This window comes from Microbacterium sediminis (assembly GCF_004564075.1).
GTDB lineage: Bacteria > Actinomycetota > Actinomycetes > Actinomycetales > Microbacteriaceae > Microbacterium > Microbacterium sediminis.
This window is the reverse complement of sequence record NZ_CP038256.1, coordinates 1,367,779-1,392,133: the sequence shown is the minus strand read 5'-3', so window position 1 is coordinate 1,392,133 and position 24,355 is coordinate 1,367,779. Positions and strand designations below refer to the sequence as shown.

At 73.5% G+C, this 24,355-nt stretch carries 25 protein-coding genes; 1 reads left to right on the top strand and 24 read right to left on the bottom strand.

Annotated elements, in window-relative coordinates; translation table 11 throughout:
* Positions 1 to 18: 18 nt before the first annotated feature.
* Positions 19 to 705, top strand: coding sequence for an SGNH/GDSL hydrolase family protein (locus tag E3O41_RS06605; RefSeq protein ID WP_067023230.1), 687 nt, complete (start codon positions 19 to 21; stop codon positions 703 to 705).
* On the opposite strand, the gene trpA is transcribed toward E3O41_RS06605, so the two are convergent.
* The 24 genes from trpA to pyrR form a co-directional block, all read right to left on the bottom strand.
* A complete protein-coding gene (gene trpA / locus E3O41_RS06600; RefSeq protein WP_067023227.1) occupies positions 706 to 1,491 on the bottom strand; it encodes a tryptophan synthase subunit alpha in 786 nt (261 codons plus the stop codon).
* Positions 1,488 to 2,696 (bottom strand): tryptophan synthase subunit beta, encoded by a 1,209-nt coding sequence (trpB, locus tag E3O41_RS06595; RefSeq protein WP_067023224.1) that lies wholly within the window; start codon positions 2,694 to 2,696, stop codon positions 1,488 to 1,490. The genes trpA and trpB overlap by 4 nt, the downstream gene beginning before the upstream one ends.
* The gene (gene trpC, locus E3O41_RS06590) at positions 2,696 to 3,472 is read right to left on the bottom strand and encodes an indole-3-glycerol phosphate synthase TrpC (protein WP_067023221.1); all 777 of its coding nucleotides are present in this window, start codon (positions 3,470 to 3,472) and stop codon (positions 2,696 to 2,698) included. The genes trpB and trpC overlap by 1 nt, the downstream gene beginning before the upstream one ends.
* Positions 3,472 to 3,702 (bottom strand): HGxxPAAW family protein, encoded by a 231-nt coding sequence (locus tag E3O41_RS06585; RefSeq protein WP_067023219.1) that lies wholly within the window; start codon positions 3,700 to 3,702, stop codon positions 3,472 to 3,474. The genes trpC and E3O41_RS06585 overlap by 1 nt, the downstream gene beginning before the upstream one ends.
* 64 nt (positions 3,703 to 3,766) lie before the next feature.
* Positions 3,767 to 4,372 carry a Trp biosynthesis-associated membrane protein gene (locus E3O41_RS06580; protein WP_067023217.1) on the bottom strand — a complete coding sequence of 202 codons (606 nt, stop codon included), beginning with the start codon at positions 4,370 to 4,372 and terminating at the stop codon, positions 3,767 to 3,769.
* Complete coding sequence (hisI, locus tag E3O41_RS06575) at positions 4,372 to 4,734, bottom strand: phosphoribosyl-AMP cyclohydrolase (protein WP_067023214.1); 363 nt, start codon at positions 4,732 to 4,734, stop codon at positions 4,372 to 4,374. Before hisI ends, E3O41_RS06580 begins: the two co-directional genes overlap by 1 nt.
* The gene (hisF, locus tag E3O41_RS06570) at positions 4,731 to 5,492 is read right to left on the bottom strand and encodes an imidazole glycerol phosphate synthase subunit HisF (protein WP_135012179.1); all 762 of its coding nucleotides are present in this window, start codon (positions 5,490 to 5,492) and stop codon (positions 4,731 to 4,733) included. The genes hisI and hisF overlap by 4 nt, the downstream gene beginning before the upstream one ends.
* Positions 5,492 to 6,331, bottom strand: a complete 840-nt coding sequence (hisG, locus tag E3O41_RS06565; protein WP_135012178.1) for an ATP phosphoribosyltransferase — start codon at positions 6,329 to 6,331, stop codon at positions 5,492 to 5,494. The genes hisF and hisG overlap by 1 nt, the downstream gene beginning before the upstream one ends.
* 36 nt (positions 6,332 to 6,367) lie before the next feature.
* Positions 6,368 to 6,631 (bottom strand): phosphoribosyl-ATP diphosphatase, encoded by a 264-nt coding sequence (locus tag E3O41_RS06560; protein ID WP_067023204.1) that lies wholly within the window; start codon positions 6,629 to 6,631, stop codon positions 6,368 to 6,370.
* Positions 6,628 to 7,347 carry a ribulose-phosphate 3-epimerase gene (gene rpe / locus E3O41_RS06555; RefSeq protein WP_067023201.1) on the bottom strand — a complete coding sequence of 240 codons (720 nt, stop codon included), beginning with the start codon at positions 7,345 to 7,347 and terminating at the stop codon, positions 6,628 to 6,630. The genes E3O41_RS06560 and rpe overlap by 4 nt, the downstream gene beginning before the upstream one ends.
* Before the next feature lies 1 nt (position 7,348).
* Positions 7,349 to 8,533 carry an MFS transporter gene (locus E3O41_RS06550; RefSeq protein WP_067023198.1) on the bottom strand — a complete coding sequence of 395 codons (1,185 nt, stop codon included), beginning with the start codon at positions 8,531 to 8,533 and terminating at the stop codon, positions 7,349 to 7,351.
* Positions 8,530 to 9,966: an RsmB/NOP family class I SAM-dependent RNA methyltransferase gene (locus tag E3O41_RS06545; RefSeq protein ID WP_083990835.1), complete on the bottom strand. Its 1,437-nt coding sequence runs from the start codon at positions 9,964 to 9,966 to the stop codon at positions 8,530 to 8,532. Before E3O41_RS06545 ends, E3O41_RS06550 begins: the two co-directional genes overlap by 4 nt.
* Before the next feature lie 2 nt (positions 9,967 to 9,968).
* Complete coding sequence (fmt, locus tag E3O41_RS06540; protein ID WP_067023195.1) at positions 9,969 to 10,892, bottom strand: methionyl-tRNA formyltransferase; 924 nt, start codon at positions 10,890 to 10,892, stop codon at positions 9,969 to 9,971.
* A gap of 31 nt (positions 10,893 to 10,923) precedes the next feature.
* Positions 10,924 to 12,927 carry a primosomal protein N' family DNA-binding protein gene (locus tag E3O41_RS06535; RefSeq protein WP_067023192.1) on the bottom strand — a complete coding sequence of 668 codons (2,004 nt, stop codon included), beginning with the start codon at positions 12,925 to 12,927 and terminating at the stop codon, positions 10,924 to 10,926.
* Between the two features lie 11 nt (positions 12,928 to 12,938).
* Positions 12,939 to 14,129, bottom strand: coding sequence for a methionine adenosyltransferase (gene metK / locus E3O41_RS06530; RefSeq protein WP_067023189.1), 1,191 nt, complete (start codon positions 14,127 to 14,129; stop codon positions 12,939 to 12,941).
* 120 nt (positions 14,130 to 14,249) lie between these two features.
* On the bottom strand, positions 14,250 to 14,507 hold the full coding sequence (gene rpoZ, locus E3O41_RS06525) for a DNA-directed RNA polymerase subunit omega (protein WP_067023186.1): 258 nt from the start codon (positions 14,505 to 14,507) through the stop codon (positions 14,250 to 14,252).
* A 59-nt stretch (positions 14,508 to 14,566) separates the two neighbouring features.
* Positions 14,567 to 15,475: a guanylate kinase gene (gene gmk, locus E3O41_RS06520; protein ID WP_067023183.1), complete on the bottom strand. Its 909-nt coding sequence runs from the start codon at positions 15,473 to 15,475 to the stop codon at positions 14,567 to 14,569.
* The gene (pyrF, locus tag E3O41_RS06515) at positions 15,472 to 16,305 is read right to left on the bottom strand and encodes an orotidine-5'-phosphate decarboxylase (protein WP_173849883.1); all 834 of its coding nucleotides are present in this window, start codon (positions 16,303 to 16,305) and stop codon (positions 15,472 to 15,474) included. The genes gmk and pyrF overlap by 4 nt, the downstream gene beginning before the upstream one ends.
* On the bottom strand, positions 16,305 to 19,598 hold the full coding sequence (gene carB / locus E3O41_RS06510) for a carbamoyl-phosphate synthase large subunit (protein WP_067023180.1): 3,294 nt from the start codon (positions 19,596 to 19,598) through the stop codon (positions 16,305 to 16,307). Before carB ends, pyrF begins: the two co-directional genes overlap by 1 nt.
* Positions 19,591 to 20,751: a glutamine-hydrolyzing carbamoyl-phosphate synthase small subunit gene (gene carA, locus E3O41_RS06505; RefSeq protein WP_067023177.1), complete on the bottom strand. Its 1,161-nt coding sequence runs from the start codon at positions 20,749 to 20,751 to the stop codon at positions 19,591 to 19,593. The genes carB and carA overlap by 8 nt, the downstream gene beginning before the upstream one ends.
* Positions 20,748 to 21,248, bottom strand: coding sequence for a PH-like domain-containing protein (locus E3O41_RS06500; RefSeq protein WP_067023175.1), 501 nt, complete (start codon positions 21,246 to 21,248; stop codon positions 20,748 to 20,750). The genes carA and E3O41_RS06500 overlap by 4 nt, the downstream gene beginning before the upstream one ends.
* Complete coding sequence (locus tag E3O41_RS06495; protein WP_067023172.1) at positions 21,248 to 22,549, bottom strand: dihydroorotase; 1,302 nt, start codon at positions 22,547 to 22,549, stop codon at positions 21,248 to 21,250. The genes E3O41_RS06500 and E3O41_RS06495 overlap by 1 nt, the downstream gene beginning before the upstream one ends.
* On the bottom strand, positions 22,546 to 23,502 hold the full coding sequence (locus E3O41_RS06490) for an aspartate carbamoyltransferase catalytic subunit (RefSeq protein WP_067023168.1): 957 nt from the start codon (positions 23,500 to 23,502) through the stop codon (positions 22,546 to 22,548). Before E3O41_RS06490 ends, E3O41_RS06495 begins: the two co-directional genes overlap by 4 nt.
* Entirely contained in the window at positions 23,499 to 24,041 is a 543-nt protein-coding gene (pyrR, locus tag E3O41_RS06485) for a bifunctional pyr operon transcriptional regulator/uracil phosphoribosyltransferase PyrR (protein ID WP_067023165.1), read from the bottom strand. Before pyrR ends, E3O41_RS06490 begins: the two co-directional genes overlap by 4 nt.
* Between the last annotated feature and the right edge of the window lie 314 nt (positions 24,042 to 24,355).

Sequence of the window (24,355 nt, the reverse complement as noted above, 5' to 3'; positions counted from 1 at the left end):
CCGGGACAGACTGTGCCGATGCCCGTGCGCCGCACCGTGATCGCCGCCGCCGTGGCGGCCGTCGTGCTCGTCGGCGCCGCGGTTGCCGCCGTGAGCCTGACCCGGTCCGCGGAGCCGCCCGGCTGCGACGACATCCGCGCGTACCAGGAGCGGTACGGCGAGATCGAGACGCTCGGCGACGGCGACCAGGCGATCGCCGTGCTCGGCGACTCCTACGCGGCCGGCGACGAGCTCGCCGACCGCGGCGACCGCTGGACCGATGCGCTCGCCGCGCTCGACGGCGACCTCACCGTGCGCGTGGACGCCGTCCCCTTCACGGGCTACGTGAACCGCGGCGGCTGCGGACCGCACTCCTTCGCCGACCGGATCGACCGCGCCGTCGCCGCCGCCGACGGGACGCTGGTGATCCAGGGCGGGCTCAACGACGTCTTCGCCGGTCGCGAGGCCCTGCGCCGCGCGACCGAGCGGGTGCTCGACGCCGCCGCGGGCGTGCCGCGCGTGATCGTCGTCGGGCCGATGGACGTGCCGGGACGCGAGGGCGAGGCGGCCGTCGACGCCGTCCTCGCGGCGGAGGCGCGCGAGCGCGGCCTCGCCTATGTGTCGGCGCTGGAGTGGGACCTACCCGTCGGCGCGGACCGCATCCACCTCACGGCCGACGGGCACCGCGCCTACGCCGAGCGGATCCTCGCGGCCCTGCGCGGCTGATCAGCGCGAGGTGCCGGCCACGAGGGCGCGGGCGACCTCGCTCAGGCCGGCCACTCCCCCGTCGCGCAGCGCGCGCACGAGCGCCGTGCCGACGATCGCGCCGTCCGCGTACTCGGCGATGCCCGCGACGTGCTCCGGCGTGGACACGCCGATGCCCACGCACGCGCGCGTCACGCCGCGCTCGCGCAGCCGCGCCACGAGGGTGCGGGCGGCCTTGTCCAGCTCGGCGCGCTCGCCCGTGATGCCCATGGTCGACACCGTGTAGACGAAGCCGCGCGAGGCGTCGCGGATCATGTCGAGGCGCTCGTCGGTCGACGTGGGCGCCGCGAGGAACACGCGGTCCAGCCCCGTGCGCTCCGAGGCGGCGATCCACTCGTCCGCGGCGTCGGGCGTGATGTCGGGCGTGATGAGACCGGCGCCGCCGGCGGCAGCCAGGTCGTCGGCGTAGCGGTCGATGCCGTACTGCACCACGAGGTTCCAGTAGGTCATCACGAGCACCGGCACGTCCGTGCGGGCCGTCACGCCGCGCACGACCTCGAACAGGTCGCGGGTGCGGAAGCCGGACTCCAGCACCGCGTTCGTGGCCTCCTGGATGACCGGGCCGTCCATCACCGGATCGCTGTACGGCGGACCGAGCTCGATGACGTCGGCGCCGGCCTCGGCCAGCGCGACCGCGGCGTCGATCGACGTCGGGACGTCGGGGTAGCCGGCGGGCAGGTAGCCGACGAAGGCGATGCGCCCCTCGGCCCGCGCCGCATCGATCGCGCGTTCGACCGCAGAGGTCATGCGTCCGCTCCCTCGTCGTAGAGCCCGAAGTAGCGGGCGGCCGTGTCCATGTCCTTGTCGCCGCGGCCCGAGAGGCACACGGCGAGCACCGCGTCGGGGCCGAGCTCGCGCCCGATCCGCAGCGCGCCGGCGAGGGCGTGGGCGGACTCGATGGCGGGGATGATGCCCTCGGTGCGGCTCAGCAGGCGCAGCGCCTGCATGGCCTCGTCGTCGGTCGCGGGGATGTAGGTGGCGCGGCCGATCGAGGCCAGCCAGGAGTGCTCGGGCCCGACACCCGGGTAGTCCAGTCCGGCCGAGATCGAGTGGGACTCGACGGTCTGGCCGTCCTCGTCCTGCAGCACGTAGGTGCGGGCGCCGTGCAGCACGCCGGGGCGTCCGCGCTCGATGGAGGCGGCGTGACGCGGGGTGTCGACGCCGTCGCCGGCCGCCTCGACGCCGTACAGGGCCACGTCCTCGTCGTCGATGAAGGCGTCGAACATGCCGATCGCGTTCGATCCGCCGCCCACGCAGGCGAGCACCGCGTCGGGCAGGCGACCGGCGCGCTCGATCAGCTGGGCGCGGGCCTCCTCGGAGATCACCTTCTGGAAGTCGCGCACCATCGCGGGGAACGGGTGCGGGCCGGCGGCGGTGCCGAAGATGTAGTTGGTGGTCTCGACGCTGGCCACCCAGTCGCGGTAGGCCTCGTTGATCGCGTCCTTGAGGGTGCGCGATCCGGTGGTCACCGGGATCACCTCGGCCCCGAGCAGGCGCATGCGGGCCACGTTGAGCGCCTGGCGCTCGGTGTCGACCTCGCCCATGTAGATCGTGCAGTCCATGCCGAACAGCGCCGCGGCGGTGGCGGTGGCGACGCCGTGCTGGCCCGCTCCCGTCTCGGCGATCACGCGGGTCTTGCCGAGGCGCCGGGTGAGCAGCGCCTGGCCGAGCACGTTGTTGATCTTGTGGCTGCCCGTGTGGTTGAGGTCCTCGCGCTTGAGGAAGATGCGCGCTCCCCCGGCGTGCTCGGCGAAGCGCGGCACCTCGGTCAGCGCCGAGGGCCGGCCGGCGTAGTCGGCGAGGAGGGCGTTCAGCTCGGCGTGGAACGACGGATCGGCCATCGCGGCCGTGTGGGCGGCGGCGAGCTCGTCGATCGCCGCGATGAGCGACTCGGGCATGTAGCGCCCGCCGAACTCGCCGAAGAAGGGGCCGGGCTGGTCGCGCAGGGGCATCAGGCCTCCAGGAAGGTACGCAGGGTCGAGACGGGGTCGCCCGTGACGAGCGCCTCGCCGATGAGGACGGCGTCGGCACCCGCCGCGCGGTAGTGCGCCACGTCGGCCGGCGTGAGCACGGCGGACTCGGCCACCTTGATCGCGTCGGCGGGGATGCCCTCGACGAGCCGGCCGAAGAGGTCGCGATCGAGCTCGAAGGTGGCCAGGTCGCGGGCGTTGACGCCGATCAGCTTCGCGCCGAGCTGGGCGGCGCGCGCGACCTCGTCGGCGGAGTGCGCCTCGACGAGCGGCGTCATGCCAAGCTCGACGATCAGCGCATACAGCTCCTCGAGCACCGGCTGCTCGAGCGCGGCCACGATGAGCAGCACGAGGTCGGCGCCGGCGGCGCGGGCCTCGAGCACCTGGTAGGGCGTCGCGATGAAGTCCTTGCGCAGCACCGGCAGGCCCACGGCCGCCTTGACGGCGGTGAGATCGTCGAGCGACCCCTTGAAGCGGCGCTGCTCGGTGAGCACGCTGATCGCGGACGCGCCGCCCCGCTCGTAGAGCCCGGCCTGGTGCGCGGGGTCCGGGATCGCGGCGAGGTCGCCGCGCGAGGGGCTGGCCCGCTTGACCTCGGCGATCACCTTCACCCCGGCCGCGGGGGCCAGGGCGGTCAGCGCGTCGCGCGCGGGCGCCTGCGCGAGGGCGAGGCGCTCCACCTCGGCGAGGGGCCGCCGCGCCCTGCGGACCTCCGCGTCCTCGACCGATCCGGCGGTCAGTTCCGCCAGGAGCGACATCAGTGCGCCTTGGACGAGTACTTCGGTCCGTTCACGCCGTAGCCGGCCTTCGACACGATCCACCCCGCGATGGGGCCGAGCACGACGATCACGGCGCCCACGGCGACGACCGGCCACGATCCGAGGAACAGCGCCACCGTGCCGATCGCGAGACCGACCAGCATGATGAGGACGGTCGTCCAGGCGGCGGGCGAGTGTCCGTGACCGGGGTCGGCGAGGGGGTTGCTCATGACGGGGCCTCCGTGGTTGGTGAATCGGAAAGAGTCTATCGGGCCGGGCGCCGGCCCTCCGCGCTCAGCGGCTGGTGGGGTCCTGGCCGTGGCTCAGGTCGTCCCAGGAGTCGATCGCATCGAGCGGACCGTCGGCGGGTGCCGCGTGCGCGGTCTCGTAGCGGCGGCCCGAGCGCTTCCAGTGTCGCGCGGTGGAGATCACCGTCGCGCCTCCGAGCACCACGAGCGCGGCCGCCACCAGGGAGAGCACCGGCCACGGGGTGGCGACGATGGAGCGCACGAGCTCGCTCACGGCCTCCTCCCCCGCGAGCCCCGTGTGCTCGGTGACGGTCGAGGCCACGGCCGAGACCGGCGGCGTGAACGCGATCCGGCCGATCATCACGATGAGCACGAAGCCCAGCAGGTTCGCCAGCAGGCCGAGCACATAGCGCAGCACGGTGCCCGCCAGCGCGAGCACCAGCGCGAGGGCCAGCACGGCGAGCGTGAGCGGCTGCAGCACGGGCGCCGCGGCCGCGCCCGACACGGGCAGGCTCGCATCGGAGAGCTCCGCGGTGAACCAGGTCTGCGTCGAGCCGATCATCAGCACGGCGCCGCCGGCCAGCAGGAGCAGCACCGAGAGCGAGCGGCCGCGCCGATTCGCCCAGGCGTCGATCCGCCCGATCGCGCCCATCAGCGATCCGCCCGCAGCAGGTCGCGCTCGTCGGTGTCGAAGCAGGTGTGCGTGCCCGTGTGGCACGCGGCCCCGGTCTGGTCGACGAGCAGCAGCACGGTGTCGCCGTCGCAGTCGATGCGCACGCCGCGCACCTCCTGGATGTGACCGGACGTGTCGCCCTTGCGCCAGTACACGCCGCGCGAGCGCGACCAGTACACGGCGCGCCCGCCGGTGAGGGTGCGTCGCAGCGCCTCGCGGTCCATCCACGCGAGCATGAGCACCTCGAGCGTGTCGACCTGCTGCACGACGGCCGGCACGAGCCCGTCGGCGTTGAACGCGACCTTGTCGAGCTGTGCCTCGACGTCCGCGGGCTGAGTCATCGGACCGGGATCCCCTCCGTGCGCAGGGCGGACTTCACGTCGCCCACGGTCATCTGGCCCGAGTGGAACACGCTCGCGGCCAGCACGGCGTCGGCGCCCGCTCGTACGGCGGGCGCGAAGTGCGACACGTCGCCCGCGCCGCCCGAGGCGATGACGGGAACGGTCGCCACCTCGCGCATGAGTCCGACCAGCTCGAGGTCGAAGCCCTGCTTGGTGCCGTCGGCGTCGATCGAGTTCACGAGCAGCTCCCCCGCGCCGCGCTCGATGGCCTCGCGCGCCCACGCGAGCGCGTCGAGGTCGGTCTCTTGCCGGCCCCCGTGCGTCGTGACGACGAACCCCGACGGCGTGCGCGGCGACCGCTTCACGTCGAGCGAGAGCACGAGCACCTGTGCGCCGAAGCGGTCGGCGATCTCGTTCAGCAGCGCCGGCCGGCGGATCGCCGCCGAGTTGACGCCCACCTTGTCGGCGCCCACGCCCAGCAGCCGCGCGACGTCCTCGTCGGTGCGGACGCCGCCGCCCACGGTCAGCGGGATGAAGACCTCCTCGGCGGTGCGCTGCACGACGTCGTACATCGTGCCGCGCTCCTCGACGGTCGCGGTCACGTCGAGGAAGGTCACCTCGTCGGCGCCCTGCTCGAAGTACCGCCGCGCGAGCTCGACGGGATCGCCCATCTCGCGCAGGTTCTCGAAGTTGACGCCCTTCACCACGCGCCCGGCCGCGACGTCCAGGCACGGGATGACGCGGGTCACGACCGACATCAGAGCCTCGCGTTGTCGATCGCGGTCACGAGGATCGCGCGGGCGCCGAGCTCGTAGAGCTCGTCCATCACGCGGTTCATGCCCTTTCGGGGCACCATCACCCGCACGGCCACCCATTCGGGATCGCGCAGCGGCGACACCGTGGGCGACTCGATGCCGCCGGCGATCTCGGTGGCCTGGTCCAGCAGCGCCACGGGCAGGTCGTAGTCGACCATCACGTACCGGCGGGCGACCATGACGCCGCGCAGGCGACGCAGCAGCCGGTCGGTGCCGGGCGCCTCGGTGGGCGCGCCGATGAGCACGGCCTCGGACTCCATGAGCACGTCGCCGAAGATCTCCAGCCCGGCCTGGCGCAGCGTCGTGCCGGTCTCGACCACGTCGGCCACGGCATCGGCCACACCGAGCTCCACGGCCGACTCGACCGCGCCGTCCAGCGGCACGATGTCGACGGCCACGCCGCGCTCGTCCAGCAGCGCGTCGACGAGACCCGGGAAGGCGGTGGCGACACGCACGCCCTCGAGGTCCTCGATGCGCGAGAACCGGCCGGGGCGGGCGGCGAGGCGGAACGTGGAGTTGCCGAAGCCGAGCGCCTCGATCTCGCGGGCCGGCATGCGGGTGTCGAGCAGCAGGTCGCGCCCCGTGATGCCGACGTCGAGCGCGCCGGAGGCGACGTAGGTGGCGATGTCGCGCGGGCGCAGGTAGAAGAACTCGACGTCGTTGGCCGCGTCGATCAGATGCAGCTGCTTGGAGTCGCGGCGCGTGGCGTAGCCCGCCTCCGCGAGCATGGCGATGGCGGTCTCGGACAGGGCTCCCTTGTTGGGAACGGCGATGCGGAGCATGAGGTCTTTCGGGTCGGACGTGACAGAACGCGTGCCTCAGAGATGTCGGTAGACGTCCGCCGGCGTCAGGCCCTTGGCGATCATCATCACCTGCAGGTGGTACAGCAGCTGCGAGATCTCCTCGGCGGCCTCGGCGTCGGACTGGTACTCGGCGGCCATCCACACCTCGGCGGCCTCCTCGACGATCTTCTTGCCGATGGCGTGGACGCCGGCGTCGAGCTCACGGACGGTGCCGGAGCCCTCGGGGCGCGTCTGCGCCTTCTCGGTCAGCTCGGCGAACAGTTCGTCGAAGGTCTTCACCCGTCAAGGCTACCCGCTGCCGGCGCCGCGCCGCCGCGCGGGCCGTGCCGGTGCGCGGCGGCCTCGCTGCGCAGCCGCGCGATCGCCGCGTCGATGTCGTCGGCGCCGTACACGGCCGAGCCGGCGACGAACGTGTCGGCCCCGGCCTCGGCCGCCTGCGCGATCGTGTCGGCCGAGATGCCGCCGTCCACCTGCAGCCACACGTCCGAGCCGCGCCGGCGTGCCTCGCCGGCCAGACGGCGCAGCTTGGGCATCTGATCGGCCAGGAAGGACTGCCCGCCGAAGCCCGGCTCGACCGTCATGACGAGGATCTGATCGAACGCGTCCAGGTGGTCGAAGAGCTGCTCGACCCCGGTGGCCGGCTTGACAGCCACGCCGGCGCGCGAGCCGATCGACCGCAGCCGTGCCGCGAGGGCGAGCGGGTCGGCGGCGGCCTCGAGGTGGAACGTGACCGATGCCGCCCCCAGCTCCGCGTAGCCGGGCGCCCAGCGGTCGGGGTCGTCGATCATCAGGTGCACGTCGAGCGGGATCGGGCTCGTCGCCTGGATCCGCTCGACCATCTGCGGCCCGAACGTGAGGTTGGGCACGAAGTGGTTGTCCATCACGTCGACGTGCGCGAAGTCGGCGCCCGCGATGCGGGCGAGCTCCGACTGCATGTTCGCGAAGTCGGCCGAGAGGATGCTCGGGTTGATCCGGGGGGCGTCGGGCAGCGTCATGTCACTCCTTCGTGTGCCGGCGGGGAAGGACGAGGGCCAGGGCGATGACGATCGCGCCGCCGACCGGCACGACGGCGAGGCCGAAGCGGATCGCGGTGGCATCCGCGATGAGGCCGACCACGGGCGGCGACACGAGGAAGCCGATCCGCAGCAGCCACGACACGATCGTCAGACCCGTGCCCGGGCGCAGGCCGGGGATCGCGTCGGCCTCGTGCATCGCGGTGGGGATCATCGTCGCGCAGCCGAGGCCCGCCAGCGCGAAGCCCACGATGGTGCCGGGGATGCTCGGGAACAGCAGCGCGCCGCCGAGCCCCAGGGCGATGAGCAGGCCGCCGAGCTGCGTCACGAGCCGCTGGCCGAAGCGATCGATGAGCGCGTCGCCCGCGAAGCGGCCCACGGTCTGCGCGGCCAGCAGCGCCACGTACCCCCACGCGGCCACGGCGGGGGCGGCGCCGAGCTCGGTGGCGAGGTAGACCGCCGCCCAGGTGCTGCCGGCGTCCTCCACGAGCGCGCCGATGATCGCGATCACCACGAGCGCGGTCACGACGCCCACCACGCGGCCGCGCGACCAGCGTCCCGCGTGCACGACGGCGTGCTCCTCGGCCACGTCCGCGCCGTCGGGGCCGGGCAGGGCGAAGCGCAGCGCCACGAGGCCGCACACCGAGATGATCGCCGCGAGCACCCCGAGGTGCCACTGCCGCGGGATCCCGAGCGCCAGCACCGCGGCCGCCAGCAGGCCGCCGGAGACGGCGCCGATCGACCACATGGCGTGGAACGAGTTGATGATGGAGCGTCCGAGCCGGCGCTGCACCCGCAGGCCGTGGGAGTTCTGCCCCACGTCGGTGATCGAGTCGGTCGCGCCCACGACGAACAGGCCGAGCGCGAAGAGGACGCCCGTGGGGGCGATGCCCGCGACGGCCGCCGCGATGGTCGAGAGCACCATGGCGTACGCGGCCGTGCGCGCCGACCCGAAGCGCTGCACGAACCAGCCGGCGCTCAGGCCGACGAGCACCGAGCCGATCGCGGTGGCCGAGATCGCGAGGCCGTAGAAGGCGTTGCTCAGGCCGAGCTCGGCCTTGATCTCGGGGAAGTGCGGCACGAGGTTCGCCCAGGTGGCGCCGTTGAGGAAGAACCAGGCGGAGACGGCGGCGCGCGCCCGGCGCGCCTCGCGATCGGGACCCGTCATGCGCGCTTCCGGATCAGGGCGAGGAACATCGCATCGGTGCCGTGCCGGTGCGGCCACAGCTGCGCGTGCCGCCCGCCCGCCACCGGGGCGGGCAGGTCGAGCGGCCGTCGGGCGACCCGCTGCAGCGCCACCCGCGCGTCGAGCTGCTCGGCGGCATCGCCCAGGCGCGCGCACGCGGCGCTGACGACGGAGGCCGTCTCGGCCAGGTGCGGCGAGCACGTCACGTAGGCGAGCACGCCGCCGGGCCGGAGGGCCTCGAACGCGGCGAGGAGGAGATCCTCCTGCAGCGCCGTGAGCGCGGCGACATCGGACGGCTGCTTGCGCCACCGGGCCTCCGGGCGGCGGCGCAGGGCGCCCAGGCCCGTGCAGGGCGCGTCGACGAGGATGCGGTCGAACTCTCCCGCGCGGTCGGCGGCGAGCTCGCGCCCGTCGCGCTCGTGCACGATCACGTCCAGCGGCACGGGGGCGAGGGCGCGGCGCACCAGCCCCGCCCGCGCCGGGACGATCTCGTTCGCCTCGAGCGTGGCGCCGCCGGCGAGGGCCTCGGCCGCGAGCAGCGCCGTCTTGCCGCCGGGGCCGGCGCACAGGTCGAGCCAGCGCTCGCCCGGGGCGACGGGCCGCAGCCGGGTGAGTGCGAGGGCCACGAGCTGCGAGCCCTCGTCCTGCACGCGCAGCCGCCCACCCGACGCGCGCACGAGCGGGTCGGGGTCGCCGCCGTCGAGCCGGAAGCCGACCGGCGAGTAGTCCGCGCCGGGCTCGCGCGGCTCGGCGAGCCCGGGCAGCGCCACCATGGACACGCGCGGCGATGCGTTGTCGGCCGCGAGCAGGGCGTCCAGCTCGCTCTCGCGGCCCTCGGCGGCCAGCGCGCGACGCAGCGCCCGGAGGATCCACACCGGGTGCGAGGACGTGAGGCCGAGCCGCTCGTCGTCGGAGCGGGCGGCGGCGGCGATGCGCGCCATCCACTCCCCCGGCGTGTCGCGCGAGACGCGGCGCAGCACGGCGTTCGCGAAGCCGGCCGCGCCCTGGCCGGCGGCCTCGCGGGCCAGCTCGACCGACTCGTTCACGGCCGCGTGCGAGGCGACGCGGGTGGACATCAGCTGGTGGATGCCCAGGCGCAGCGCGTCGCGCACGGCGGGGTCGATCTCGGCCGGGTCGCGGTCGGCCGCGACGGCGAGGATCGCGTCGTACGTGCCCTGGCGGCGCAGCGTGCCGTAGGCCAGCTCGGTGGCCAGACCGGCGTCGGGACCGCTCAGGCCCGCCCGCTCCAGCTCGCGCGGCAGCAGCAGGTTCGCGTAGGCGTCGTCCGCGCTCACCGCGCGCAGCACGGTGAATGCGACCCGCCGCGCGGCCTGGACCTCCGTGCGCGGGCGCGGCGCGTGGCGGCGCTGCGGGGCGCGCCGGCCGCGTCCGGGCGCGCCGCCCTCGTCGCGCACGCTCACGAGCCCAGCCGCGGGGTCGAGCGCAGCCCGCGGAACCAGTCGGCCGCCGGCATCTCGGCGCGGCCGGCCGGCTGCAGCCGCGTGACGAGCACCGGCGCGGTGCCGGTGCCCACGAGGATGCCGCCCTTGATGGCGGCGACGGCGCCGGGAGCGAGCGCCGCATCGTCGCCGGCCGGCGCCGCCCAGAGGTCGTGGATCTTGAGGCGGTCGCCCTCGACCGTGGTGAAGGCGCCCGGCTCCGGCGTGACCCCGCGGAAGCGGTTGCGCACCGCGTCGGCCGGCTGATGCCAGTCGAGGCGGCCGTCCTCCAGCGTGAGCTTGGGCGCGAGGGTGACCGCGCCGACCTGCGCGTGGGCGCGCGCACGACCGGCGGCGAGGGTGTCGACCACCTCGCGCACGAGCTGCGCGCCGACGTGGCTCAGGGAGCCGAGCAGCTGGCCCGCCGTGGCGTCGGGATCGATGCCATGCTCGGCCGTGGCGTAGACGTCGCCCGCGTCGAGCTCCGGCACGAGGCGGAACACCGTGACCCCGGCACGGGCGTCGCCCGCGATGAGCGTGTGCTGCACGGGGGCGGCGCCGCGCCAGCGCGGCAGCAGCGAGAAGTGCACGTTGATCCAGCCGTGCGCCGGCCCCGACAGCAACGGCTCGCGGACCAGTCCGCCGTAGGCGACGATGACGCCGAGGTCCGGCTCGAGGGCCATGATCCGCTCGGTCGCGGCGGCGTCGAGCCGTGCCGTCTTGATCACGGGCAGGCCGAGCTCGGCGGCGGCCTGGCCGACCGGCGACGCCGTGAGCACCCGCTTGCGACCGAGGGGCGCGTCCGGCCGCGTGACGACCGCGGCGATCTCGTGCCCCGAGGAGTGCAGCGCGCGCAGCGACGGTACGGCGGCGGCGGGGGTGCCGGCGAAGATCAGCCTCATTCGGTCCTCTCGACGAGCGCGCGGGGGCGCATCACAGCTCGGGATCGGCGATGTCGACCCGCACTGCGAGTGTATTGCGCGCCGCGGGGCGGCGACCGGCGCCGCCCGTGCGGCGACCGCGGTTGGCGACCGCCTCCGCCACGACGGATGCCCGCAGCGACGCGGTCACGCGCGGGCCCCGGCCGTAGTCGAAGCGGAGGAGCGCGCGGGCGCGCGGCACGCCGTCGGCCTCGGCCGGCACGGGCCCGAGGATCGCCTCGGCGGGCAGATCGGGCACCGCCTCGCGCAGCGCCGCCAGCGCGCGGTCCACCGCGGCGGCGTCACCCTCGAGGCGCGCCACACGCGCCGCGGGCGGCAGGTGCAGCGGCGCGCGGTCGGCGACCTCCTGGCGCGCGTAGGCCGGCTGCGTCCACGACGCCAGGGCACGGGCGACGGGCCCGTTCACGCCGACGAGGTGCACCGGCGCGTCGGGCGCGGCGAGGGCCGCGGCGTTCGACCACCACCGCAGGCACGCCTCGCCGATGCGCAGGTCGGGCGACTGCAGCATGCGCTCGCCGTCGAGCAGCACGATCGCGCGGTAGCCGCCGCGCGCGATCGGCTCGGCGCCGCGGGTGGCGACGACGAGGGCGGGGCGATCGTCGACCTCGGTGACGGGGTGGGCGCCGTCCGAGACGATGACGCGCGTGCCGGCGAAGGCGCGGCCGAGCTCGTCGGCGGTGCGCTCGCTGCCGGACGATGCCAGCCGCACGCGGACCGACTGGCACTTCGGGCACGCCCACGCGTGCGCCGAGCGACCGCACCAGCCGCACACGGGCACGGCGCCGCGGGAGCGCGCGTGCAGCGGGCCGCCGCACGCCGGGCACCGGGCGGGCGCGCGGCAGTCGGCGCAGACGAGGCTCGGCGCGAAACCGGGGCGCGCGACCTGCACGAGCACCGGCCCGTGCTCGAGTGCCTCGCGCGCGGCGCGGAACGCGGCGGAGGGCACGCGGGCGCCGCGCTCCTCCTCGCGGATGGGGCTGAGCACGATCTTCGGGCTCGTGCGGCGCGCGGGGGCGAGCTCCTCGACCCAGCCGATCGAGACGAGGCGCTGCACGTCGCTCGTGCGGGTGTGGCCCGCGAACACGAGGGCGCATCCGTCGAGCTCCTGGCGCACGAGGGCCGCGTCGCGGGCGTGCACGTACGGTGCCAGCGGCTCGTCGAACAGCGGGTCGCCGTCGTCCCACAGGGCCACGAGCCCCGGCGACGACACGGGGGCGTACACGGCGGAGCGGTTGCCGATCACCACGCACGGCGCCTCCTCGAGCGTGCGCAGGTAGCCGGCGTAGCGCCCCGGGCCGGACTGGCCGGCGTCGTGGCGGACGAGGGCGTCCGCGGGCACGAGCGACGACAGCGCGAGGTGGAGCAGATCGAGATCGCGGTGGTCGGGCACGGCGATGATCGCCGAGCGCCCGGCGGCCAGGCAGTGCGCGGCGGCCGCGGCGAGCAGCAGCGCCCAGGCCGGCACCGTGTCGTCGCCGAGCGTCACGAGCGTCGGCGGCGCGTCGAGCGCGAGGCGCGCGCCGGCGTCGATCCGCTCGCCGAGCCCGGGGTACTCGGCCAGCACCGCCTCGGCGTGCGCGCTCGCGGTGGCCGTGAGCGCCGGGGCAGCGCACCGCTCCCCCGCCAGCCACGCCTTCTCGGCGCGCACCATGCGCTTGGGCACCGCCAGCCGCAGCACGTCGGACGCGGACCCCGCCGCGCGATCGGCCACCTTCCGGGCGAGCCGGTAGAGCCGCTCCGGCAGCACGGGCGCGGGCGAGACGACGGCGTCGAGCTCGGAGAGCACGCGGTCGACGTCGCTCTCGACGCCGCGCTCGATGACGAACCCCTCGATCACCCGCCCGGCCGTGCGCAGCGGCGCCTTCACCCGCACGCCGGGCTGCGCCTGCGCGTCGAGCTCGGCGGGGATGGCGTAGTCGAACAGCCGGTCGAGCTGCGGCAGGGGCGAGTCGATCAGCACGCGCGCCACGGGGCGCTGCCCGCGTGCGAGCGGCACGATCGTGCCCGTCAGAGGCCCGCCGCGGCGCGCAGGGCGTCGACGCGGTCGAGGCGCTCCCAGGTGAACTCGGGCAGCTCGCGACCGAAGTGCCCGTAGGCGGCGGTGCGGGCGTAGATGGGACGCAGCAGGTCAAGGTCGCGGATGATCGCGGCGGGGCGCAGGTCGAACACGTCGCGGATCGCTCCGATGATCGCCTCGTCGGGAACCGCACCCGTGCCGAAGGTCTCGACGTAGAGGCCCACGGGGTTGGCCTTGCCGATCGCGTAGGCCACCTGCACCTCGAGACGCTCGGCCAGGCCCGCCGCGACGGCGTTCTTGGCGACCCAGCGCATGGCGTAGGCGGCGGAGCGGTCCACCTTCGACGGATCCTTGCCGCTGAAGGCGCCGCCGCCGTGGCGGGCCGCACCGCCGTAGGTGTCGATGATGATCTTGCGCCCCGTGAGGCCGGCGTCGGCCTTGGGGCCGCCGAGCACGAAGCTGCCCGACGGGTTGATGTGCAGCTGCACGTGCGAGGCGTCCAGACCCGTCTGCTCCAGCACCGGGCGGATGACGACGCGCTCGACGGCGTCGGCCAGGTCGGCCTGGGAGATGTCGGGGTGGTGCTGCGTGGACAGCACGACCGTCTCGACCGTCTTCGGCACGGCGCCGTCGTAGCCCAGCGTCACCTGGGTCTTGCCGTCGGGGCGCAGGAAGCCGAGCTCGCCCGACTTGCGCACCGCCGTGAGGCGCTCCGACATGCGGTGGGCGGCCCAGATGGCCATCGGCATGTACTCGGGCGTCTCGTTCGTGGCGTAGCCGAACATGATGCCCTGGTCGCCGGCGCCCTGCCGGTCGAGGTCGTCGGCCGCCTCACCGCCGCGCTGCTCCTCGGACGCGGTGACGCCGTCGCCGATCTCCTGCGACTGCTCGCCGACCGACACCGTCACGCCGCACGAGTCGGCGTCGAAGCCCATCTCGCTGGAGGTGTAGCCGATGTCGCGGATGACGGTGCGCACGATCGACGAGATGTCGGCGTAGCCCTCGGTGCGGATCTCGCCGGCCACGTGGACGAGACCGGTCGTCACCAGGGTCTCGACCGCCACGCGGGCCTGCGGGTCCTGCGCGAGGAGCGCGTCGAGCACGCTGTCGCTGATCTGGTCGCAGATCTTGTCGGGGTGCCCCTCGGTGACGGACTCCGAGGTGAACAGGCGCAGGGTCATGGTGCTCCGAGACGTCGACGTGATCGAGCCGGGGCCGCCCGCAAGGAGCCCACCCCCGGCATCAGACAGAACGGTGGTCGCTGTCCATCCTGACAGCGACCACCGACAGAGTGTGTGGCGTTACTCGCCGAGCGGGCGAAGGCGCAGCTTGTCCTGGTGGATCTCGCGCAGCGCGATCGTCAGCGGCTTGTCCTGGATCTCCGAGTCGACGAGCGGCCCGACGTTGTCGAACAGGTTCCCCTCGTGCAGATCCGTGTAGTAGTCGTTGATCTGACGGGCGCGCTTGGAGCCGTAGATCACGAGCTGGTACTTCGAGTCGACCCGGTCGAGCAGCTCGTCGATGGGCGGGTCGACGATGCCCTTGTTCTCAGCGGCCATGCGCATCCTCCTGATTCCGCGATCCGATCGGATCGGTGAAAGTCTCTCGCCCCAGCGCGTCAGCGCTCGGGCCCATCCGACAATTCTACGACCTGACGCGCCGCCTCGGCGACGTCGTCGTTGACGACGAAGAAGTCGAACTCCCCCTGGGCCGCCAACTCCACCCGCGCGGTGCGCAGGCGGCGGGCCCGCTCCTCCTCGTCCTCGGTGCCGCGGCCGACGAGCCGCTGCACGAGCTCGTCCCAACTGGGCGGCAGGAGGAACACGAGCGTCGCGCTCGGCTCGGCCGCCCGCACCTGGCGCGCGCCCTGCAGGTCGATCTCGAGCAGCACGGTGCGACCGGCGTCGAGCGCCTCCTGCACGGGACCGCGCGGCGTGCCGTAGCGGTACGCGTTGTGGACGGTGGCGTACTCGAGCAGCTCGCCGTCGGCGATCATGCGGTCGAACTCCGCGTCGTCGACGAAGTAGTAGTGCTCCCCGTGCACCTCGCCGGGGCGCGGCTTGCGGGTGGTGGCACTCACCGACAGCGCGACCTGAGGGTAGTGGTCGCGGATGTACGTCGACACGGTGCCCTTGCCGACCGCGGTGGGCCCGGCCAGCACGAGCAGGCGGCTGCGGCCGGGGCGCGGCTGCGGCTCGGGCATGCGGCGGTCGAGCCAGGCCGCGAGGGCGCCGCGCTGGCGCGGCCCGAGGCCGCCGAGGCGCTTGACCGGCGAGATCTGCAGCTCGGCGAGGATGCGGTCGCGCTTGCCCTCCCCGATCGCGGGCAGCGAGGTGAGGAACTCCGTGACGCGCAGCGTGCCGGCCGGCGACGCCGGATCGGCGCTCGCGCGGCGCAGCACCTCCTGCGGCGTGACCACGCGGGTGGCGATGTCGCGCTTCAGGCCCGCCCGGGCGCGACGGGCGGCCACGGCCTTGCGCGAGGCGGCCACGCGGTCGACCTCGGGGGGACGGCGGGTGTCGCTCATCGCGCCGCCTCCCGGTACGCCGAGGCCGCGGCGTCGATCGCGTCGGCGAGGCCGTCGGGCCCGGCCGACAGCAGCGAGCGGCTCTCGGAGGCCAGCACGCACGGCGCCATCGCGCCGAAGCGCTCCGCCAGGTCGGCGGGGACGGCGCCCTGCCGGCCGAAGCCGGGTGCGAGGATCGGCGCGGCCGGGGCGAAGGGGGCGATGCCCGCCCGCGCCCAGTCGACGGTGGCGCCGATGACGAGGCCGAACGAACCCCAGTCGTCACCGTGCGCGGCGTTGCGGGCCGACACCTCGGCGATCACCTGCGCCGAGACGGTGGCGCCGTCCGCGACCGAAGCCTGGAGCGCCCGCGCCTCGGGGTTGCTCGTCGCGGCCAGGATGAACACGCCCTTGCCCGCGGCCAGCGCCCGGTCGAACGTGCCGTCCAGCGCACCGACGCCGAGGTACGGGCTGGCCGTGACGGCATCCGCCTCAAGCTCGGCGCCCGGCGTCAGCCAGGCCTCCGCGTACGCGTCCATGGTGGAGCCGATGTCGCCGCGCTTGGCGTCGGCGATGACGATCAGCCCCGCCGCGCGGGCGGCCGCCATGACCTCGCCGAGCGCGGCGAGTCCCCGCCAGCCGTGGCGCTCGAAGAACGACACCTGCGGCTTGACCACGCCGGTGCGGCCGACGGCGGCCTCGACCACGCGCAAGCCGAATTCGCGCACGCCCTCGGCCGAGTCGTCCAGCCCCCACTCGCCCAGCAGGCCCGCGTGCGGGTCGATCCCCACGCACAGGCGTCCGCGCGACGCGATCGTCTCGCGCACGCGGGCGCCGAAGGACTGCACCATCAGGCGACCACCCGTGCCGCGCGATCGGCGGCGTACTCCTGCAGGCTCTTCACCTCGTAGCCGCCGCGGGTGGCGTCCATCGCGCTGACGGCCGCACCGAGCGTGACGATCGTCGTGAACAGCGCCTTGTCGGCGGCCACGGCGGCGGCGCGGATCTCGTACCCGTCGGCGCGCGCCGACATGCCGCTGGGCGTGTTCACGACGATGTCCACGCGGCCCTCGTTGATGAGGTCGACCACGTTCGTCTCGTCCGAGCCCTGGGTGTCGCTGTACTTGGCGACGAGCTCGACGGGGATGCCGTTGCGGCGCAGGATCTCCGCCGTGCCCTCGGTGGCGAGGATCTCGAAGCCGAGCTGGTGCAGGCGGTGGGCCGGCAGGATGACATCGCGCTTGTCGGCGTCGGCGACCGAGATGAACACGGTGCCCTCGCTCGGGATGCCGCCGTAGGCCGCGGACTGGCTCTTGGCGAAGGCGATCGGGAAGTTCTTGTCGATGCCCATCGCCTCGCCCGTGGAGCGCATCTCCGGGCCGAGGACCGAGTCGACGATCTTGCCGTCCTGGGTGCGGAACCGCTTGAACGGCAGCACCGCCTCCTTGACCGACACCGGGGAGTCGATCGGCACGACCGAGCCGTCCTGCGCGGGCAGCAGGCCCTCGGCCTTCAGCTGCGCGATCGTCTCGCCTGCCATGATCCGGCTCGCCGCCTGCGCCATGGGCAGACCCAGGGCCTTCGACACGAACGGCACCGTGCGGCTGGCGCGCGGGTTGGCCTCGATGACGTAGAGCACGCCCGCGCTGATCGCGAACTGCACGTTGAGCAGGCCGCGCACGCCCACGCCCGCGGCGATCGCCCGCGTCGCCTCGCGCACGCGATCGATCTCGCCCTTGCCGAGCGACATCGGCGGCAGCGCGCAGCTCGAGTCGCCCGAGTGGATGCCGGCCTCCTCGAGGTGCTCCATGATGCCGCCGATGTAGAGGTCGTCGCCGTCGAAGAGCGCGTCGACGTCGATCTCGACCGCGTCGTCCAGGAAGCGGTCCACGAGCAGCGGCGCATCGGCGCCGATGATCGCGTGCTCCGCGATGCGGGCGAAGTAGTCGCGCAGGTTCGCCGTGTCGTAGACGATCTCCATGCCGCGGCCGCCGAGCACGAACGAGGGACGCACGAGCACCGGGTAGCCGATCTCCTCGGCGATGCGCACGGCCTCGTCCTCGGTCGTCGCCGTGCCGTTGCGCGGGGCCATGAGGCCGCCGCGTTCGAGGATCTCGCCGAACAGCTTGCGGTCCTCGGCCAGGTCGATCGCCGCGGGGCTCGTGCCGAGGATGCGGTAGCCGGCCTCCTCGATGCCCTTGGCCAGGCCCAGCGGCGTCTGGCCGCCGAGCTGGCACACCACGCCGTGGATCTCGCCCGAGAGCGACTCGGCGTGCAGCACCTCGAGCACGTCCTCGAGGGTGAGGGGCTCGAAGTAGAGGCGGTCGGAGGTGTCGTAGTCGGTCGAGACCGTCTCGGGGTTGCAGTTGACCATCACGGTCTCGTAGCCGGCCGCGCCGAGCGCGAACGACGCCTGCACGCACGAGTAGTCGAACTCGACGCCCTGCCCGATGCGGTTGGGGCCCGAGCCGATGATGACGACCTTCTTGCGCTCGGACGGCGTGACCTCGGTCTCGAAGTCGTACGACGAGTAGTGGTACGGCGTGAGGGCCGGGAACTCGCCGGCGCAGGTGTCGACGGTCTTGAACACCGGGCGCAGGCCGAGCCGGTGCCGCAGGGCGCGGACCTCGGTCTCGGCGATGCCGCGCAGCTGCGCGATCTGGGCGTCCGAGAAGCCGTGCTCCTTGGCCAGGCGCAGCACGCGCTCGTCGAGCTCGCCCGCCGCGGCGACGGCGTCGGCGACCTCGTTGATGAGCACGATCTGGTCGAGGAACCAGGGGTCGATCTTCGTGGCCTCGAACACCTGCTCGACGCTGGCGCCCAGGCGCAGCGCCTGCTGCACGTCGACGATGCGGCCGTCGGTGGGCGTCTGGATCGACTCCAGCAGCGACTCCACGGTGCGCATCTGCTCGCCCCAGTGGAACGAGGATCCGCGCTTCTCGACCGAGCGCAGCGCCTTCTGCAGCGCCGTGGTGTAGTTGCGGCCGATCGCCATCGCCTCGCCCACCGACTTCATGGTCGTGGTGAGGGTGGGGTCGGCGGCCGGGAACTTCTCGAACGCGAAGCGGGGCACCTTCACGACGACGTAGTCGAGCGTGGGCTCGAACGAGGCCGGCGTGACCTTCGTGATGTCGTTGGGCACCTCGTCGAGGCGGTAGCCCAGCGCCAGCTTGGCCGCGAGCTTGGCGATCGGGAAGCCCGTCGCCTTCGAGGCCAACGCCGACGAGCGCGACACGCGCGGGTTCATCTCGATGACGATGATGCGGCCGTTCTCGGGGTTCACCGCGAACTGGATGTTGCAACCGCCGGTGTCCACGCCCACGGCGCGGATGATGTCGATGCCGATGTCGCGCAGCTTCTGGTACTCGCGGTCGGTCAGCGTGAGCGCGGGCGCCACGGTGATCGAGTCGCCGGTGTGCACGCCGACCGGGTCGACGTTCTCGATCGAGCAGACGACGACCGTGTTGTCGGCCGTGTCGCGCATGAGCTCGAGCTCGTACTCCTTCCAGCCGAGGATCGACTCCTCCAGGAGCACCTCGGTGGTGGTCGACTCGCGCAGGCCCTGGCCGGCCATGCGGCGCAGCTCCTCCTCGTTGTGCGCGAAGCCCGAGCCGAGCCCGCCCATCGTGAAGGACGGGCGCACGACGAGCGGGTAGCCGAGCTCCTCGGCGGCGGCGAGGACCTCGTCCATCGTGTGGGCGATCGCGCTGCGGGCCACGTCGGCGCCGGCGTCGATCACCAGCTGCTTGAAGATCTGCCGGTCCTCGCCCTTGCGGATCGCGTCGACCTTCGCGCCGATGAGCTCCACGTCGTACTTCTCGAGGATGCCGCGGGCGTGCAGCGCCATGGCGGCGTTCAGCGCGGTCTGGCCGCCGAGCGTCGGCAGGATCGCGTCGGGGCGCTCCTTGGCGATGATCGTCTCGATGACCTCGGGGGTGATCGGCTCGACGTAGGTGGCGTCGGCGAAGTCCGGGTCGGTCATGATCGTGGCCGGGTTCGAGTTGACGAGGATGACGCGCACGCCCTCCTCGCGCAGCACGCGGCACGCCTGGGTCCCCGAGTAGTCGAACTCGCAGGCCTGGCCGATGACGATCGGGCCGGATCCGATGACGAGGACGGAGTTGATGTCGTCGCGCTTAGGCATTGGCGTCCTTCTTGCCGAGGTGGTCGATCACCATGGCCTGGAAACGGTCGAAGAGGTAGTTCGCGTCGTGCGGGCCGCCGGCGGCCTCGGGGTGGTACTGCACCGAGAACGCGGGGATGTCGAGGGCGCGCAGGCCCTCCACGACGTCGTCGTTGAGGTCCACGTGGCTGACCTCGACGCGGCCGAAGCCGGCGGGGCTGTCGAACGGGCCGTCGAGGGGCGCGTCGACGGCGAAGCCGTGGTTGTGGGCGGTGATCTCGACCTTGCCGGTGGTGCGGTCGAGCACCGGCTGGTTGATGCCGCGGTGGCCGTACGGCAGCTTGTAGGTGCCCAGGCCGAGCGCGCGCCCGAGCAGCTGGTTGCCGAAGCAGATGCCGAAGAACGGCAGGCCGTCGCGCAGCGTCTCCTGCAGCAGGGCGACGTGCGCGTCGCTCGCCGCGGGGTCGCCCGGGCCGTTCGAGTAGAACACCGCGACGGGGTCGATCGCCTTGAGCTCGGCGAACGTCACCGACTGCGGCAGCACGTGCACCTCGAAGCCGCGGCGCGCGAGGTTGTCGACGGTGGCCTGCTTGATGCCCAGGTCGATCACGGCCAGGTTGCCGATCTTCTCCCCCACCGCCGGCGTGACGGCGGCCACGTCGACCGAGACCTGCGCCGAGAGGTTCTGGCCGGCCATCTGCGGGGCCTCGGCGACGATCCGCAGCTGCTCGTCGGCGTCGATGGCCGCGGCCTCGCCCGAGAAGATGGCGCCGCGCATCGAGCCGTCGGAGCGGATGTGGCGGGTGACGGCGCGGGTGTCGATGCCGCTGATGCCGACGATGCCGTCGCGCTCGAGGGCCGCGTCGAGCGACTCCTCGGCGCGCCAGTTGGAGACGACGCGGCTGGGGTCTCGCACGATGTAGCCGGCCACCCAGACGCGGCGGCTCTCGGGGTCCTCGGTGTTCACGCCGGTGTTGCCGATGTGCGGGGCCGTCTGCAGCACGATCTGGCCCGCGTACGACGGATCCGTCAGGGTCTCCTGGTAGCCGGTCATGCCGGTGGTGAACACCACCTCGCCGACGGTCGTGCCGCGCGCGCCGTAGGCGTGCCCGGGGAATCGGCTCCCGTCCTCGAGGACGAGGACGGCGGGATCGCGATCGAGCAGTGAGGTCACTTCGATGCTCCTGTCGGGGTCGTGCGCAGGTCCTCGACGGCGGCCACGAGGGCGTCCGGCTCGGAGGACTGCAGGCGGAGGTAGGTGTCGACGATCGTCCCGTCGTCGGTGGTCCAGGCGATCAGCACGAGGCCGTCGCGCTCGACGACGCGGTCGATCGTCCAGGTGGCGCGGCCGGCGCCGACCAGGCGCGCGGCGGCGAGGAACAGGGTCGGGGCGGCCGGCATGTCGAGGGCCACGCCCTCGGTGGTCACGGTCACGACCACCTTGGAGCGGAACCCGAGGTGCGGCAGCGGCAGCCGGTCGAGCGGGTCGTCGTGCGCCGTGGTGGCCACGTAGAGCCCGCCGAACGTCGCGACGGCCTCGCCGGTCGCGGGCCCGAAGGTCACGCCCACCCGCGCCGCGCGGCGCGTGCGGGCGCGCCAGCCGCGCCACATGCCGAACAGGGCGAGCGCGATGATCGCGAGGATCAGCGCGACGCCGGGGACGTATGCCATCACGAGGCCACCTCCACGAGTGCACCGTCGGCGACGGTCGGGCGGCCGCGGTGGATGGTCCACACGACGCGTCCGGGCAGCTCGCGGCCGAGGTAGGGCGAGTTGACGCTGCGGCCGTGCAGGTCGTCCTGCGTGAAGACGCCGTCGACGCTCGGGTCGTACAGCGTCACGTGCGCCGGGGCTCCGGCGACGAGCGACTGCCCGTGACCGTCGAGCCGGCCGATGCGGGCCGGGGCGGTCGACATGACGCGCGCGACGTCGGCCCAGCCGATCAGGCCGGTGCGCACCATGGTCTGGTCGACCACACGCAGCGCGCTCTCGAGGCCGACCATGCCGTTGGCCGCCGCCTGCCACTCGCATGCCTTCGCCTCGAGGGGGTGCGGGGCGTGATCGGTCGCGACGATGTCGATCGTGCCGTCGGCGAGGCCCTCGCGCACGGCGAGCACGTCCTCCTCGCGGCGCAGCGGTGGGTTCACCTTGTACCGGGCGTCGTAGCCGCGCACGAGCTCGTCGGTGAGGAGCAGGTGGTGCGGCGTGACCTCGGCCGTCACGGCGATGCCGCGCTTCTTGGCCCACCGGATGATGTCCACGGAGCCGGCGGTCGACAGGTGGCACACGTGCAGGCGCGAGCCGACGTGCTCGGCCAGCAGCACGTCGCGGGCGATGATCGACTCCTCGGCGACGGCCGGCCAGCCGGCCAGCCCGAGCTCGGCCGAGACGACGCCCTCGTTCATCTGCGCGCCCTCGGTCAGGCGCGGATCCTGCGCGTGCTGCGCGATCACACCGTCGAATGCCTTGACGTACTCCAGCGCGCGCCGCATGATCAGCGGGTCCCACACGCAGAAGCCGTCGTCGCTGAAGACGCGCACGCGGGCCCGCGAGTCGGCCATCGCACCGAGCTCGGCCAGGCGCTCGCCCTTCTGCCCCACCGTGACCGCGCCGATCGGCTGCACGGTGGCGTAGCCGGCGGACTCGCCGAGGGCGAGCTCCTGCTCCACCACTCCGGCCGTGTCGGCGACGGGGTTGGTGTTGGGCATCGCGAACACGGCGGTGAAGCCCCCGGCGGCCGCGGCGCGCGTGCCCGTGAGGACCGTCTCGCTCGCCTCGCCGCCCGGTTCGCGCAGGTGGGTGTGCAGATCCACCAGTCCCGGCAGCGCCACGAGGCCGTCGGCGTCGATCACCGTCGCGCCGGCCCGCGAGAGGCCCACGCCGACCTCGGCGATCCGCCCGTCCTCGATGATCAGGTCGGCGCGCTCGCCGCCCTCGATCGCGGCCCCGGTGATGAGGAGCACCTCGCTCATCGCTCCTCCTCCGTCCGCTCGCCCGCCAGCAGCAGGTAGAGCACAGCCATGCGCACGGACACGCCGTTGGTCACCTGTTCGAGCACGGTCGAACGGGGCGAGTCGGCAGCTGCGGCGCTGATCTCCAGACCCCGGTTCATGGGCCCGGGGTGCATCACAATCGTACCGTCCGGCAGCGCGGCCAGACGCACGGGGTCGAGCCCCCACTGCCGCGAATACTCCCGTTCAGACGGGAAATAGGCGGCGTTCATGCGCTCCAGCTGGATTCGCAGCATCATCACGGCGTCGGGCCGCTCGGCGATCGCCTCGTCGAGGCTGTAGCGCACGGCGACGGGCCAGCGGCTGAGATCCTGCGGCAGCAGCGTGGGCGGGGCGACGAGCGTGACGTGCGCGCCGAGGGCGGTCAGCAGCCACACGTTCGACCGCGCCACGCGCGAGTGCAGGATGTCGCCGACGATCGCCACGCGGACCCCGTCCAGATCGCGCCCACGGCTGGCGGCGCCGTGCACGCGGCGGCGCAGCGTGAAGGCGTCCAGGAGCGCCTGCGTCGGGTGCTCGTGCGTGCCGTCGCCGGCGTTGACGACACCGGCGGAGATCCATCCGCTCGTGGCGAGCGTGTGCGGCGCGCCCGACGCGCCGTGGCGGATCACGACGGCGTCGGCGGCCATCGCCTGCAGGGTCTGCGCCGTGTCCTGCAGGCTCTCGCCCTTGGACACGCTCGATCCCTTGGCCGAGAAGTTGATCACGTCGGCCGAGAGCCGCTTGGCGGCGGCCTCGAACGAGATGCGCGTGCGCGTGGAGTCCTCGAAGAAGAGGTTGACGACCGTCTTGCCCCGCAGCGTCGGCAGCTTCTTGACCTCGCGCTCCTGCGTGGCGGCCATGTCCTCCGCGACGTCGAGGATCGCGATCGCGTCGTCGCGCGCGAGGGTGCGGGTGTCGAGCAGGTGCCTCATGCGCCGGCCTCGCCCTCGATCGTGACCTCGTCGGCGCCGTCGACCTCGGCGAGTCGCACGTTGACGCGCTCGGCGCGGGCCGACGGCAGGTTCTTGCCCACGAAGTCCGGGCGGATCGGCAGCTCGCGGTGCCCGCGGTCCACGAGGATCGCCAGGCGCACGGCGGCCGGGCGCCCGATGTCCTTGAGGGCGTCGAGAGCGGCGCCGATGCTGCGGCCCGAGAAGAGCACGTCGTCCACGAGCACGACGACCTTGCCGTCGATCCCGCCCTCGGGGATCTCGGTTGGGCGCGGCGCGCGCGTCGGCTGATGCGCGAGATCGTCGCGGTACATCGTGACGTCGAGCGACCCGGTCGGCACCGCCACGCCGGCGAAGCGCTCGATGAGCGCGGCCAGCCGCCGCGCGAGCGAGACGCCGCGGGTGGGGATGCCGAGGAGGATCAGATCGTCGGGGCCGCGGTTCGCCTCGAGGATCTCGTGGGCGATCCGGGTGAGAGCCCGGCTGATATCGGCTTCTGCAAGCACGGCACGCGTACTCATCCGCCGCTCCCTTCTCCGCCTCACGGGACGGGGTTAAAGGTGCACGTTCTCTCGAGTCTAGCCGCCTGCGCCTGTGAGGCGTCGCCCCGGCCGCGGTGTGCCGCGATCGAGTTCCGCTCGCTTCGCTCGGACCCCGGCCGGTCACGGCTCGTCGACCGGAGCGGCGCACCGCCGGAGCGGAGACCGAGGGGCTCAGCCCAACGCTCTCGACTCGCTTCGCTCGCTCGAGCCGTCTCCGCTCGCTTCGCTCGGTCGACGAGCCCGGGTGCTCACGGCTCCGCATGAGCTGCAAGCACCCACGGCTCGTCGACCGG